The 13,829-nt window shown below is 53.3% G+C and carries 12 protein-coding genes; 6 read left to right on the top strand and 6 right to left on the bottom strand.

Features of this window, described 5'->3' with window-relative positions:
* Positions 1 to 65: 65 nt before the first annotated feature.
* Complete coding sequence (locus V7775_RS09905) at positions 66 to 1,154, bottom strand: TRAP transporter substrate-binding protein (protein WP_335751721.1); 1,089 nt, start codon at positions 1,152 to 1,154, stop codon at positions 66 to 68.
* A 265-nt stretch (positions 1,155 to 1,419) separates the two neighbouring features.
* Here V7775_RS09905 and V7775_RS09900 point away from each other — a divergent pair, with 265 nt between their 5' ends.
* Positions 1,420 to 2,850, top strand: coding sequence for a cache domain-containing protein (locus tag V7775_RS09900; protein ID WP_335751720.1), 1,431 nt, complete (start codon positions 1,420 to 1,422; stop codon positions 2,848 to 2,850).
* The gene (locus tag V7775_RS09895; protein ID WP_335751719.1) at positions 2,847 to 3,491 is read left to right on the top strand and encodes a response regulator transcription factor; all 645 of its coding nucleotides are present in this window, start codon (positions 2,847 to 2,849) and stop codon (positions 3,489 to 3,491) included. Before V7775_RS09900 ends, V7775_RS09895 begins: the two co-directional genes overlap by 4 nt.
* Positions 3,492 to 3,956: 465 nt before the next feature.
* Here the strand turns inward: V7775_RS09895 and V7775_RS09890 are convergent, their stop codons facing one another.
* Positions 3,957 to 4,694, bottom strand: coding sequence for an MgtC/SapB family protein (locus V7775_RS09890; RefSeq protein WP_335751718.1), 738 nt, complete (start codon positions 4,692 to 4,694; stop codon positions 3,957 to 3,959).
* Between the two features lie 562 nt (positions 4,695 to 5,256).
* Between V7775_RS09890 and V7775_RS09885 the strand changes: the two genes are divergently transcribed.
* From V7775_RS09885 to V7775_RS09870, 4 genes are all read left to right on the top strand, one after another.
* Positions 5,257 to 7,008 (top strand): acetolactate synthase 3 large subunit, encoded by a 1,752-nt coding sequence (locus tag V7775_RS09885; protein WP_335751717.1) that lies wholly within the window; start codon positions 5,257 to 5,259, stop codon positions 7,006 to 7,008.
* Positions 7,009 to 7,082: 74 nt separating this feature from the next.
* Positions 7,083 to 7,643 (top strand): acetolactate synthase small subunit, encoded by a 561-nt coding sequence (ilvN, locus tag V7775_RS09880; RefSeq protein ID WP_335751716.1) that lies wholly within the window; start codon positions 7,083 to 7,085, stop codon positions 7,641 to 7,643.
* A 130-nt stretch (positions 7,644 to 7,773) separates the two neighbouring features.
* Positions 7,774 to 8,925 (top strand): aromatic ring-hydroxylating oxygenase subunit alpha, encoded by a 1,152-nt coding sequence (locus V7775_RS09875; protein ID WP_335751715.1) that lies wholly within the window; start codon positions 7,774 to 7,776, stop codon positions 8,923 to 8,925.
* On the top strand, positions 8,922 to 9,140 hold the full coding sequence (locus V7775_RS09870) for a hypothetical protein (protein ID WP_335751714.1): 219 nt from the start codon (positions 8,922 to 8,924) through the stop codon (positions 9,138 to 9,140). Before V7775_RS09875 ends, V7775_RS09870 begins: the two co-directional genes overlap by 4 nt.
* Here V7775_RS09870 and V7775_RS09865 read toward each other — a convergent pair.
* From V7775_RS09865 to prfB, 4 genes are all read right to left on the bottom strand, one after another.
* A complete protein-coding gene (locus V7775_RS09865) occupies positions 9,137 to 9,913 on the bottom strand; it encodes a DUF2189 domain-containing protein (RefSeq protein WP_335751713.1) in 777 nt (258 codons plus the stop codon). The genes V7775_RS09870 and V7775_RS09865 overlap by 4 nt on opposite strands.
* 8 nt (positions 9,914 to 9,921) lie before the next feature.
* Positions 9,922 to 11,331, bottom strand: coding sequence for an amidase (locus V7775_RS09860; RefSeq protein WP_335751712.1), 1,410 nt, complete (start codon positions 11,329 to 11,331; stop codon positions 9,922 to 9,924).
* A gap of 305 nt (positions 11,332 to 11,636) precedes the next feature.
* Positions 11,637 to 12,266 (bottom strand): hypothetical protein, encoded by a 630-nt coding sequence (locus V7775_RS09855; protein ID WP_335751711.1) that lies wholly within the window; start codon positions 12,264 to 12,266, stop codon positions 11,637 to 11,639.
* 334 nt (positions 12,267 to 12,600) lie between these two features.
* Entirely contained in the window at positions 12,601 to 13,725 is a 1,125-nt protein-coding gene (gene prfB / locus V7775_RS09850; protein ID WP_335751710.1) for a peptide chain release factor 2, read from the bottom strand.
* Between the last annotated feature and the right edge of the window lie 104 nt (positions 13,726 to 13,829).

Raw genomic sequence — 13,829 nt, 5'->3', positions numbered from 1 at the left:
CTGCCGTCTTTTCAGATAGATCAAGGGCCACGGCATTCCGCGGCCCCCAATCAATTTAGATTAGCTTACATGTTTGCGCGAACGCGCTCACGCTGCTCAACGTAGAACGCATCGGACTTGGACAGCCACTCAGCGGAAGACGTCAGAGACGTCTCAAAGCTGGCACGTGTACGTGCGAACAATTCGTCGCCCATGTTTTCGTCCATGACTTCTGCGGATGCTTTACCGAATGCATCCCATACATCGTCAGAGAACTGCATGGTTTTAACACCCTGCTGCTGCAAACGCTTCAGCGCCGCGCCGTTGTTGGCCAGTGTTTCGGCCAGCTGAACGTGCGTTGTCGCCATTGTTGCGTATTCGATGATCTTCTGGTGCGCTGGTGACAGCTCGTTGAAGACGTCAAGGTTACACGCACATGCAAGACCGGAGCCTGGCTCGTGGAAGCCCGCTGTGTAGTAGACTTTTGCAACTTCTTGGAAGCCGGCGCGTTCGTCCGCAAATGGACCAACCCACTCAAGGCCGTCCAGCGCGCCGGATGACAATGCTTGGTACAGTTCGCCACCTGGGATGTTCTGAACAGATGCACCCAGTTTACCCAGTACTTTGCCGCCAAGACCAGGCATACGGAATTTCAAACCGTTAAAGTCTGCTGCTGAACCGATTTCATTGCGGAACCAACCGCCAGACTGTGAACCAGAGTTACCTGCAAGGAAGGACTTCAGGTTGAAGATCTCGCCCAGTTCGTTGTGCAGTTCATGGCCTCCACCGTGGAGGTACCAGTTTGTCAGCTCTTGTGCTGTGCCACCAAATGGAACGGCTGTGTAATAGGCGTACGCGGGGTGCTGGTTGATGAAATAGTAATCAGCAGAGTGGTACATGTCGGCCTGACCGGAAGATACGGCGTCGAATACTTCGAACGCGCCAACCAGCTCACCGGGGGCTTTTTTGTCGATTGTCAGAGTGCCGTCAGACATCTCGTTAACCATGTTGTTCAGGTACGTGGCAGCATCGTCCAGCACGGCAAAACCGCGTGGCCATGATGTAACCATTGTTAGGGTCTTTTTACCTTGGGCATAAACAGGTGCAGCAAGCGTAGTGGCGGCAGCAGCTGTCCCACCAAGGGCAGATGTCTTCAAAAATGAACGACGATCCATAAGGGTATCCTCCCGGATTTATTGCGCCCGCGCGTTAGATAGATTCCGCACAGGTCGTTTCAAGTGCGTTGAGACTAGCGAGGCGCCAGAAATTTGAAATACCTACTACTGCGTAGAAGCACTCAAACCACAGATTTATATGATGAAATTTTATGCATCTACCCAATGTTAGCGCCCAAACACCCCTTTAGCAGGGATTTCTTGTTGTGATGTCTTGCTGCGCTTTGCCTTTGCTCACCGCGCAGATTCGGCGTATCGAATCGAAATGACCCGCTTTTCACGCTTTCATATCCCTTACGGTCAAAAGCTCACGCTGCTGGCCTCGGTTCCCCTAATCGTTGCGGTTGCAGCGATTGCATTAGTTGTGGCAGCACAGTCACGCGCATTGGCCGAACGCGAAATCAACGCGCTTGAAATGCAACTGATCGAAGCCAAGAAGGCCGAACTGCACAACTATGTCACCCAAGCGCGCAACGGGTTTTATTTCATCTACGGCAACGCCGCTCCCAATGATGCAGAAGCGAAGGAACGTGTGTCGCAAATCCTCTCCGCTATGATCTACGGCGAAGATGGGCAGTTCTTTGTTTATGACTATGACGGTACCGCTATTGTCTCGCCGCGTGAGACGGATCGCATTGGCGGGAACTTTCGCAATGAAACGGACATGGACGGTGTCCCCGTTGTGGATCGCCTGATCGAAATCGCGCGCGACGGTGCGGGGTATCACACATTTACATGGCCCAAACCCTCCACAGGGAAACCCGCAAAAAAGATCGTCTATGTTACCTCATTTCCATCTTGGCAGTGGGCTGTTGGGACAGGCGTATACATTGATGACGTTTTGGTCACCGTTGCAAATTCCCGCGCGGAGGTCGAAGCCCGCGTTCAGCGCACATTCCAGTATATCAGTGCCATCGCGCTGATTGCCCTGTTTATTGTGTTTGCCAGCGGTATGGGGCTGAACCTGCGCGAACGCAGACTAGCAGATGCCAAACTGAAAAAACTGACCCAACGCGTATTTGATGCCCAAGAAGAAGAACGCGGACGCGTGGCGCGCGAACTGCATGACGGGATCAGTCAGATTTTAGTGGGTGTGCGCTATGCGCTGGATAACGCGCGCCGCAAATTGGACCGCGGTGATCCTGCTGCCGGTGCCCCTCTTGCCAAAGGGATCACAACCTTAGGCGAAGCGATTTCAGAGGTCCGCCGTATCAGCCGCGATTTGCGTCCCGGTGTTCTGGATGATCTAGGCCTTGGCCCTGCCCTGCGCGCCCTTGCTGAGGATTTCGGCAAACGCACGGGTATTGAGGTGGCCTATTCAACAGTTGTTTTTCGCAACCGTCTGGATAGTGACGCCAAAACCGCGCTTTACCGCATCGCCCAAGAGGCCCTCACTAATATTGAGCGCCACGCAGGCGCAACCCACGTAAGCATTGATCTGCGTGGTCACAAACGCGGCGCGACCCTGCGCATCTCTGACAACGGCTGCGGATCTATTCCAAACAATCGCAATCAGGGCTTGGGTTTACGCAACATGCAAGAGCGTATGGATCAATTGGGCGGGTTGCTGTACATACGCACTGCCCAAGGCAAAGGCCTAGAAATCGAAGCCATTGCCCCCCTCACCCATATGTTGCCGCCAAATCCGGCGAACCGCGACAGATCAAAGAACGACCCAAGGAAGCCACCCGCATGACCCAAGCTTTGCGCATTGCCATTGTAGATGATCACCCCATGGTCGCCGAAGGTATCCAGAGCATTCTGGAAAGCTATGATGACGTTGAGGTTGTCGGCACCCTAACAAGTGGGCGCGCGGTAATTGACCAGCTGGAAATACTGAACCCTGACGTGATCCTGATGGACCTTAACATGCCAGATTTGGGCGGGTTATCGGCCACTGAAATCATTCTGGAAATGCGCCCTGGCACACGGATTGTAATCCTGTCGATGCACGACAGCCCCGAATACATATCTTCGGCGCTTAATCACGGTGCAATGGGGTATCTGCTCAAAGATGTTCCAACAGATGAGATCAAATTGGCGATTGATACGGTGATGTGTGGCAAGCGGTATCTTTGTACGGGCGCACAAGGCTCCCTCACCCCAAAAGGTGGTGGTGTGCGCGAAACCCTCACAGGGCGCGAGCAGACGATCCTGTTGCAACTGGCCCAAGGCCAATCCAACAAAGAAGTAGCACAGACTCTAGATATCTCTGTGCGCACAGTAGAAACCCACCGCAAAAACATCAAACGCAAGCTTGGGATTTCCAGCACCGCTGGCCTGACGCGTTACGCGCTGGAGCACGGCGTTTTGCAGGGAACCGGCGCGCAGGTCTGAATGAAGGACAGCTGACTGTTTAAGGGTTTCGTTTTGCCAATTTCTGTGGATGTCTCTCAAACTATGACAATCCTGTATGTCGCGTAGGAACGAAGTAGATGAATGATCACAGCTTCAAGAAACTAATAAAGTTCCAGATACTCAATTTCGTCATGTCATGTTTGGTCTACATGATATTTCCTAGGGACATGTTTGGGTTTGCTGTTATTTATGTCATCTTCAGCATCAAATTGATCGCTCTTCTTTATCTTAATGATTATCCGGAGAAAAAGGATAAGTTTAGTATCACGTTTTTTTCCCTAGCTTGCATTGAAATCATTTTGCTATTCTGGACAGGCTCATTTTCAATTTACACGTTCGCTTTTTCCCAGTTCTAAAGCGACTTTTTCAGTATTAAAGCGAACGGCCGAAAGGTCGGCACAGCCGACATTTGGCAATCGTTGACTACTGTGAGTTCATTGCGGCCTATCTGCTACTAACGTCACTGTCATCGACAACAGCCCATCCTGCACGCAGGAGCCCTGGACTGAGGGCCATTGTTGAAATGATCTGCTCAACCTGCGCTGTGTCCTCATCTGTCCCGTTTAGGTGTGCTATGATTTCCACAACTTTCCTGTCTGAACGGCTGGTGATCTCGCTCAACCCAAACGTTTGATCTGTCAGGCAGTCGACCAAAGCGGCGCGCACTTCTTTTTCATCTTCATGCGTGCACTCAAACGTCAGATCAAAGAACACCTCAGACACAACCAGTTTACCCTTCTTTGCTGCAGCCGCTTTTAGACGTCGAACAAGGGGCCGAAGACCCAGATTCGAAAACACAATCAACGCTGTCAGAACAACTGCATAAAGAAGATGCCCTGACCCCGAAATCAATCCAACCGCAGAAGAGCACCACAGCGTCGCTGCAGTGTTCAGCCCCTGAACATTGAGACCGTCACGGAAGATAATCCCAGCTCCCAAAAAGCCAATCCCAGAAACCACCTGCGCCGCAACGCGTGTCGGGTTGATATCATCGGGAAATAGCGCTGCAAAAGTTACAAACCCCGCCGCGCCTAATGAAACAAGGGCATTTGTGCGCAGGCCCGCCATTCTGCCGCGAAACTGACGCTCGGATCCGATGATGGCCCCCAGCGACAAGGCAACAGCCATATTAACGGCTGCAAACAGCAGTTGAAAATTGAAATCTGAAAGTAGTTGGTCCACGCGTAATGCCTCCTTGGAAAGGTGTGAATCAAATCAGCCCATTGTCACAAGGCCGAAACACCAGCACCCCAATTGACATTTTGTTTACGCTATCATCCGCTTTGGTAAAGCGGTGTATTGCACCTTTATCGGATTTTTATGCCCAAAGACGCCATTAAGTGCACCCAAAAGGGACCTGCTGCGTTCAAAGGGCGACATTATCAATACAGGTCATCTGACAAATTCGATGCGTAAACATCCTCAAATCGACAATCCGGATCAAAAAAGGCGCGGCCCCTTATCACAAATTAGGCAAATGACCTCAACCAAGAAATAAAAGAACAAAAAAGATGTGCTCAGCGACACTTTTTCATGACATTGATGGTTGACGCCCCTCAAAACCCCTCATAATGTCCCCAGACGTATAAAGGAGCCTTTGGGCATGAACGATCTAGTCGTCATTGTGGAACACACGCGCATGGGCCGGTAACGGTAAGACCATATTCGATCCCATGCGCCCCCGACATAATCGGGGGCTTTTTTATGCCAAACACAAGTTTTTAACGCCGTACGGAGCAAGACCATGACACGCCAAATGACCGGAGCCAAAATGATCGTCCAAGCCCTGATTGATCAGGGTGTCGATACCGTATTCGGGTATCCAGGCGGCGCTGTCCTACCGATTTACGATGAGATTTTTCAGCAAAACAGCATCAAGCATGTTCTTGCGCGCCACGAACAAGGCGCCGTTCACGCGGCCGAAGGCTATGCACGCTCAACCGGCAAACCCGGTGTTGCGCTGGTGACTTCTGGTCCGGGTGCGACAAACGCGGTGACGGGATTGACCGACGCGTTGATGGACAGCATCCCGATTGTTGTTTTGACGGGTCAGGTTCCGACATTTATGATTGGATCGGATGCGTTTCAGGAGGCTGATACTGTTGGCATCACCCGTCCCTGCACCAAACACAACTGGTTGGTAAAAGAGACGGACACATTGGCCAAAACGCTTCATGAAGCGTTCCACATCGCGACCAGCGGCCGTCCGGGTCCGGTTTTAGTCGACATCCCCAAAGATGTTCAATTTGCCAATGGGGCCTACACGACAAAAACCGTATCTAAATCGCACTACCAACCCCAACTTAAGGGTGACATTGCAGCCATCACCGAACTGGTTGAGGCATTAGAGAAAGCCGAAAGGCCCGTTTTCTATACAGGCGGCGGCGTTATCAACTCTGGTCCGGCCGCGTCTCAGTTGCTGCGTGAACTGGTAGAAGCCACTGGCTTCCCAATCACCTCCACGTTGATGGGGCTTGGTTGCTATCCGGCATCGGGCGATAAATGGCTCGGCATGTTGGGCATGCACGGCCTCTATGAGGCCAACATGGCGATGCATGACTGTGATCTGATGATCAACGTCGGTGCGCGTTTTGATGACCGCATCACTGGCGTGATCGAGAAGTTCAGCCCAAATTCCACAAAAGCACACATCGACATCGATGCCAGTTCTATCAACAAGATCATCCGCGTTGATATCCCGATCTTGGGCGATGTTGGCCATGTCCTTGAGGACCTTTTGAAGATTTGGAAATCACGCGGTCGCAAGACAAATTCGGCGGCTGTTTCTAAATGGTGGAAACAGATCGAAGAATGGCGCGCCGTTGATTGCCTCAAGTACGAGCAGAAGGGTTCGATCATCAAGCCACAGTATGCGCTGTCGCGCCTTGAGGCCCTGACCAAAGAACACAACCGCTACATCACAACCGAAGTTGGCCAGCACCAGATGTGGGCCGCGCAGTACCTCAACTTTGAAGACCCAAACCGCTGGATGACCTCCGGTGGCCTTGGCACCATGGGCTATGGTTTTCCGGCGTCCATTGGCGTTCAGATGGCCCACCCCGAAGCACTGGTGATCAACGTCGCTGGAGAAGCCTCGTGGTTGATGAACATGCAAGAATTGGGCACGGCGATGCAGTATAAGCTGCCTGTCAAACAGTTCATCCTCAACAATGAACGCCTTGGCATGGTGCGCCAGTGGCAGGAATTGCTGCACGGTGAGCGCTATTCTTCAAGCTGGTCAGAATCCCTGCCCGACTTTGTAAAATTGGCCGAGGCCTTTGGCGCAAAAGGCATCCTGTGTTCCGATCCTGCGGATTTGGACGAAGCGATCATGGAAATGATCAATTACGATGGCCCTGTGTTGTTTGATTGCCTTGTTGAGAAGCACGAAAACTGCTTCCCGATGATCCCGTCAGGCAAAGCGCATAACGAGATGATCATGGGTGAGGTCGATACCTCAACCGCCATTGATGAAAAAGGAAAGCAGCTGGTCTAAATCGTTTTCAACCCAAGAAAATGACAGGGGCTACTCAATGCTCCGCCTTCCAGCTCACCTAAAAGGACAAAAATATGTCACCGCTAAAAATCGAAAAAGGCTCTACCAGCCATTCCGCCTATAACCTGCGCCCCAATTTTTCGGACGTCGAAGAACGCCACACGCTTGCCCTTCTGGTCGAGAACGAACCGGGTGTTCTGGCGCGTGTGATTGGTCTGTTTGCCGGGCGTGGTTATAACATCGACAGCCTTACCGTTGCCGAAGTCGACCACACTGGCCACCTGAGCCGCATCACAATCGTCACACGCGGCACTCCGCAGGTGATTGAACAGATAAAGGCACAGACGGGTCGCATCATCTCGGTACGTGAGGTCCATGACCTTACCGTTGAAGGCGCCTGTGTTGAGCGTGAACTGGCGATGTTCAAAGTTGCAGGCACTGGCGACAAACGCGTTGAAGCCCTGCGCCTTGCCGATATCTTTCGCGCAAATGTGGTAGACAGCACGCTGACCAGCTTTGTGTTTGAGATCACCGGAGCGCCAGAAAAGATCGACGCGTTTGCAGACCTGATGCGCCCTCTGGGCCTTGTTGACGTGGCCCGCACCGGCGTTGCGGCCTTGTCACGCGGCGAATAAATTGCGGCGGCCCGATCAGGGCCGCCAATCGTCCTTTTCCAGTAATGTCGCCCATGGGCAAACTGGGTCGGTACCAGCGCTGTAGCTGGCGCCTTGCCGTGGCATTCTCCTTGTAACAAAGGAGAGCATCATGGACCGATCAGACCTAAGCCGCGTGCGCCGCCCCCTTGAGGTCGCCAATGGCTTGCCAAACGCCCATTACATTGATCCGACCGTGTTCACCGAAGAACGACAGGCTGTCTTATTTGACAATTGGGCGGGCCTTGGCGTGGGCGATGACGTGCCCGAGATCGGCGATGCGGTCCCCCTCACCTTCCTTGGTATGCCATTGCTGATGGTCCGTGACCGTGCGGGCAAAGTGCGTGTGTTCCAAAACATATGCCGCCACCGCGGCATGATTTTAGTCGACACGCCGCGCAAGATTGAAGGCGCAATCCGCTGCCCCTATCATTCGTGGTGCTACAGCACCGAAGGCAAACTGGTCAGCACACCTCATGTTGGTGGCCCCGGTCAAAACACCCATGAAGGGATTGATCGCGCGCTGCTGGGCCTCATTGAGGTACGCAGCCATATTTGGATGGATGTTGTCTGGATCAATGTCTCTGGCACCGCACAGCCTTTTGAAGAGGTCAACGCAGACCTTATTGCCCGCTGGGCCGAGTTCGACAAACCCTTGCATCATGGCGGCGCGGACAGTCGCTTCCAATTGGCCGTGAACTGCAATTGGAAACTGGCGGTTGAGAATTACTGCGAAAGCTACCACTTGCCTTGGATACATCCGGGGCTAAACAGTTATTCACGGCTGGAAGATCACTACCACATCGAAAACGCTGGCCACTTCTCGGGGCAAGGCACGTTGGTGTATCGCCAGCTCAAAGGTGAGGACGGCAAGAGCTTTCCTGACTTTGAGGACCTCAGCGATAAATGGGACACCTCAGCTGAGTATATCACCGCCTACCCCAACGTTTTGTTGGGCGTGCACCGTGATCATACGTTTGCGATCATTCTGGTTCCCGAGGGGCCTGAGCGCACAATTGAACACGTGCATCTCTATTATTCCGATCCAAAAACCAACTCAGAGCTGCGCGCGCGCAATACCGAACAGTGGAAAGACGTCTTTGAAGAGGACATCTTTGTGGTGGAAGGCATGCAGCGGGGGCGCCATGCGGTGGGCTTTGATGGCGGTCGTTTTTCACCTGCGATGGATGGGCCAACGCATATGTTCCACCACTGGGTTGCTAGCCAGTTGGAGCGCCACCGCACGCCCCTTGCTGCGGAATGAAGGGGCTGAACGAGCAGATGCTTGAGGCGCACGCGGAGGATGACCGCGATGCGCTGATCGGCCTTTATGCGCAAGCCGCCGGTGAAGCGGCTGACATCGATACCAAGTGTTTTTTCCTGACCCATGCGTATGTATTTGCGTTAGAGGCCGCAGACCCACGTACTAGAGATTTGCGCAAGCAGCTGGTGTCGCATGGTCGCGAACCAGCCGATTAATCGACCCGCATCATTGCGTAGACATGCCATGAGGCATGGCCAAGCCATGGCAATACGATCAGTAATCCTAGGAACGCTGGCACCATCGCAAGGATCAGGGTTGCGGCGATCAGTACCGCCCAGCCCAGCATCACCAAAGGGTTCGCCGCGACAATGCCAACGCTGGTGATCAATGCGGTCACGTAATCCACCTCGCGGTCGAGCAGCATGGGCAGTCCGATCACGCATATCGCGTATAGCAACAACGCAAACGCGCCCCCAACAACCGAACCTAACACAAGCATCATCAGGCCATTTGCACTTAGGAAGACGTCCAAGGACGACATGATATTGGTCATCGGTTTCAGCCCTAGGAACAGTGCAAAAATCATGTGTCCCAGAAAGAACCAGAACAGCAACATGAACATCATTAGCGCACAAAGCGGTGGCAGCTGACGCCCGCGCTCTGCCCATAGCACCTGCGCAACACGGCGCACTGTGGGGATTTCACCCAACCCGCGCAGACGCGACACTTCATACGTCCCAAGGGCTGCAAAGGGCGCAACCAGTGGAAACCCGAACACACCCAGCACCAGCCAGAAAGTATGCCCTGCCCACATGGTTAGCAGGCTCATCCCCCATCCGGCTGCCAACGACAGCCCCGCAGCGATCAGCCCAAATGCTGGGGCCGCGCGAAAATCATCCCACCCCGCCGCAAGTGCTGCCCGCAATAGAGTGAGCGTTGGCGGTGTCAGCTTTGGTGCACCGTGTTCGCGTATGCCTGAATAGCCCATCGTTTTTCCTAGATCTTTGGTGGTCGTTCTTGTGGCCAGTGGGTTGCGCCGTGCCATTGTTGAGCCAGTTGAAGTAATGCGGCGTCACTGCCGCGCGGCCCAATTAGCTGAATACCCGCAGGCAAGCCATTGGCCCCAAAACCAACAGGAACATTGACCACAGGAAGCCCGATCAATCCTGCAGGAACAACAACCTGCATCCAGCGGTGATAAGTGTCCATTGCATGGCCCGCGATGGTTTCAGGATAGGTCCAATCAACATCAAATGGCCATAACTGGGCTGAGGGAAGAACCAAAACATCATGGCTTTCAAACAGGCGCGTTGTCCGGCGGAACCAATCCGAGCGTACATTACTGGCGTGCAGTACATCTTTTGCACTCATCTGCAGCCCGCGCTCAATCTCCCAAAGGGCGGCAGGTTTTAGATAGGCACGACGTGCCTCATCCGCGTAATCGGCCTGCAACCCGCCTGCCACAGCAAAGGATCGCAGATCGATCCAAGATTGCCACATCGCGTCCGCATCAAAGGGCGCTTTTAATGTCTCGGTGCGGTGACCCAAATCGGCAAATTTGCCCATCGCCGCTTGGGATATCTCATCAATGCCATCCTCATACGGGAATGCACCATCCCAATCGCCAAGCCAACCAATGCGTAGCTTTTTGGGCGCCTCATCAATTTTGGTGAATGTCGCCGGGCTATTGCTGCTGAATGGCACGCGCGGATCGCTTCCCGTCATGATATCCAAGAGCGCTGCAAGGTCGGCAGGGCTGCGTGCCATCGGGCCAGAAGTGGCCAATTGGTGCATAAACATATCGCCCACGGGATCAGCAGGCACACTGCCCCAAGTGGGGCGCATGCCGTAGACATTGTTCCAGCCTGCAGGATTACGCAGGCTGCCCATCATATCTGATCCATCAGCAATGCTGAGCATCCCTGTAGCCAATGCTGCCGCAGCGCCGCCAGACGATCCACCAGCAGAACGGGTAATATCATAGGGGTTGCGCGTGGCGCCGTGCACCGGATTGAACGTATGCGAGCCAAGGCCGAACTCTGGAGTGTTGGTTTTGCCAATAACGATCGCCCCAGCCGCGCGCAGGCGTGAGACCATCAGATCGTCGGTCTCGGCCACTTCGCCAGCAAAAAGGGGTGAGCCGCGCGATGTCGGAAAGCCCGCAGCGTTGGCCAGATCTTTGATTGCGATGGGCATGCCATGCAGCCAGCCACTGCGCGGCGCATTATCAGCCTCCCGCGCCTTTGCCAGCAGGCGGTCGCCATCTGCCAGATTGACAATCCCGTTTACAGTGGGGTTCACGGCCTCGATACGGGCCAATGTGGCTTCCATCAACTCGGTGGCTGAAAGCTCACCTTTCTCAAGCGCGGCAGATTGGGCACACGCATCCATATTCAAAATATCCATACCGGACTATGCCCGCGCTATCGGTCAAGACGCAACACGTAAGCACGAAAGACTTTTGGGCCCCTTTTCCCAGACATCACAAATACCAAAAATCCAAAATTGACAACAAGCATTGATCTACAGAGCGGATGATACATCCTCATTTAATCTACCCAGCGAAAGTCTGCTTCGAGCCCAAAGTAACGGATGCTGCGGCAGTCATGAACGGCAGCAATGCGCAGGAAGCTGCTTTTACAGAACCATGGGTTCAGTTGCAGAGTGCTTATAAGGGCATTGCAACCAGCGAACCGTTCCTCAACACATTATTAGGTCACTATTCTGGGCAACTCAGCATCGATATCATAGATGAATTTTTGCAACTTCTGCAGCCTTTGCCTGAAGTGCATTTCGCCGACCACCAGCACGTAGATCTCTGCTTCCGAGCCTTCAAACATGGGCTCAACCCAAGCGGCAAACCCTGCATCACGATCTATTTTTTTGGAAAGATTGTCCTCTTCGCCGACGCCACCAGAGTGGACTAATCTATTTCGCAGAAGCCTTAGTCGATGAAGGTCTAACCAGTCTTCATTCCATTGATCAGTTTTACACAACCCAAATACTTGCTGAAGGACGAATTGCGAACGATGCAATGGAATCGGCCTTTCATTCTCACCCAACCCGAAATATTTTTTGATATCAGAATTCGTCGTCAATTCATGAGGGGTCAGGCCAATGATCGCAGCCTCGGCTATCGAATAAGCAGAACAAAGCAATGCGGCGCGCAACTGGCGACCCAACAGCTTGTTTTCTTGCTCCAAGCGACGCCGGTCGTGATGGCCTTGAGGTTTCCGCTCCGAAGCCTGAGCAGCCTCGAATGCAATCTGATTGACGTTTTCGATCCTACCCAGCGACACCATTAACGCCTGAAACTCGGCTCCATTGCGAAAATCATTCATTTTTTCGGCGCTCCCAAACATGCAAGTACAAGTGATAGCCACACGCTCAGAAGACAACAACTTAGGGTTGCGAACGTGTCTGCTTTTGTCTGGAAACGGTCCTTGCAGGCGCAAGTCACTAACGGCAACTTCGTCCGCATAGCGGACCTTTAATGTCCAAATGCTCGGCATCTATTTTGACGCGAGTTGACCCAATGTTACAGTTTGGGCCTATACGAAATTCCCAAAACCGTAGCTATTTCAACCCAAATCCAAACACCCAAATACAAACCAGCGGTAAGAATTCAGAGCGTTATAGACCCTTTGTCTGATCCTAATCGTATATATAATAACCTTAGTCGCCCTGTGCTTCGGCCCGACTTTTGCCTGAAACGGCCAGCGCCAGTGTCGCGCCCATAAGGCCATCCAGATCACCGTCCAGCACACCTTTGGTGTCGGAGGTTTCATAGTTGGTGCGCAGGTCTTTGACCATTTGGTAGGGCTGCAGCACATAGCTGCGGATTTGGTTGCCCCAGCCCGCATCGCCTGCGTTTTCGTGGACTTCGTTCACCAAGGCAGACCGCTTATCCAGCTCCATTTGGTACAGGCGCGATTTCAGCGCCTTCATGGCGATGTCACGGTTCTGGTGTTGGGATTTTTCTGAGCTGGTCACCACAATGCCGGTGGGGTGGTGGGTGATCCGCACGGCAGAGTCAGTGGTGTTCACGTGCTGACCGCCCGCACCAGAGGAACGGTACGTATCGATACGGATATCCGACTGGTTCACTTCGATTTCGATGTTGTCATCCACCACGGGATACACCTTTACCGAAGTGAAAGACGTGTGGCGTTTGGCGGCGCTGTCAAAGGGCGAAATACGCACCAAACGGTGCACGCCACTTTCGGATTTCAACCAACCGTAAGCATTATGTCCGCTGATCTTGTAGGAGGCGGATTTGATCCCCGCCTCTTCTCCCGCGCTTTCAGCCTGAAGCTCGACGTTATAACCCTTCTTCTCGGCCCAGCGAACATACATCCGCGCCAGCATGCTGGCCCAGTCACAGCTTTCTGTGCCGCCCGCACCAGAGTTGATTTCGAGGAAGGTATCATTGGCGTCTGCCTCACCGTCCAGCAGCGCCTCTAGTTCTTTCTGAGCAGCAGTAATTTCCAGCTTGGCCAAAGCAGCTTCTGCTTCATCGACAACTTCTGCGTCGTCTTCCATCTCACCCAATTCGATGAGGTCAATGTTGTCCTGCAGGTCGGTCTTGATCCCGTCATAGGTTGCCATCGCATCAACCAGCCCCTGACGGGCACGCATCAGCTTTTGGGCCGCTTCTGGATCATCCCACAGGGTTGGGTCCTCAACGCGCGCATTGAATTCTTCCAGCCGATAAGGTGCCGTCTCCACATTGAGGCGTTGGCCCAAAAGATCCAATGATTTGCCGATTTTATCGACGGTATTTTGTACTTCTGCGCGCATGATCTGTCCCGAAATAAGAGAGCGGCCCTGCGTTAGCAAAGGGCCGCCCATGTGATAGACCAGCGTGTGATCCGCTACAAGCCGTCAGAGGGGTTTTGCCCGCT

This window comes from Sulfitobacter sp., assembly GCF_036960155.1.
Classification (GTDB): domain Bacteria; phylum Pseudomonadota; class Alphaproteobacteria; order Rhodobacterales; family Rhodobacteraceae; genus Sulfitobacter.
Note: the sequence above shows the minus strand (reverse complement) of the source record. Positions and strands in the feature narration are given on the sequence as shown.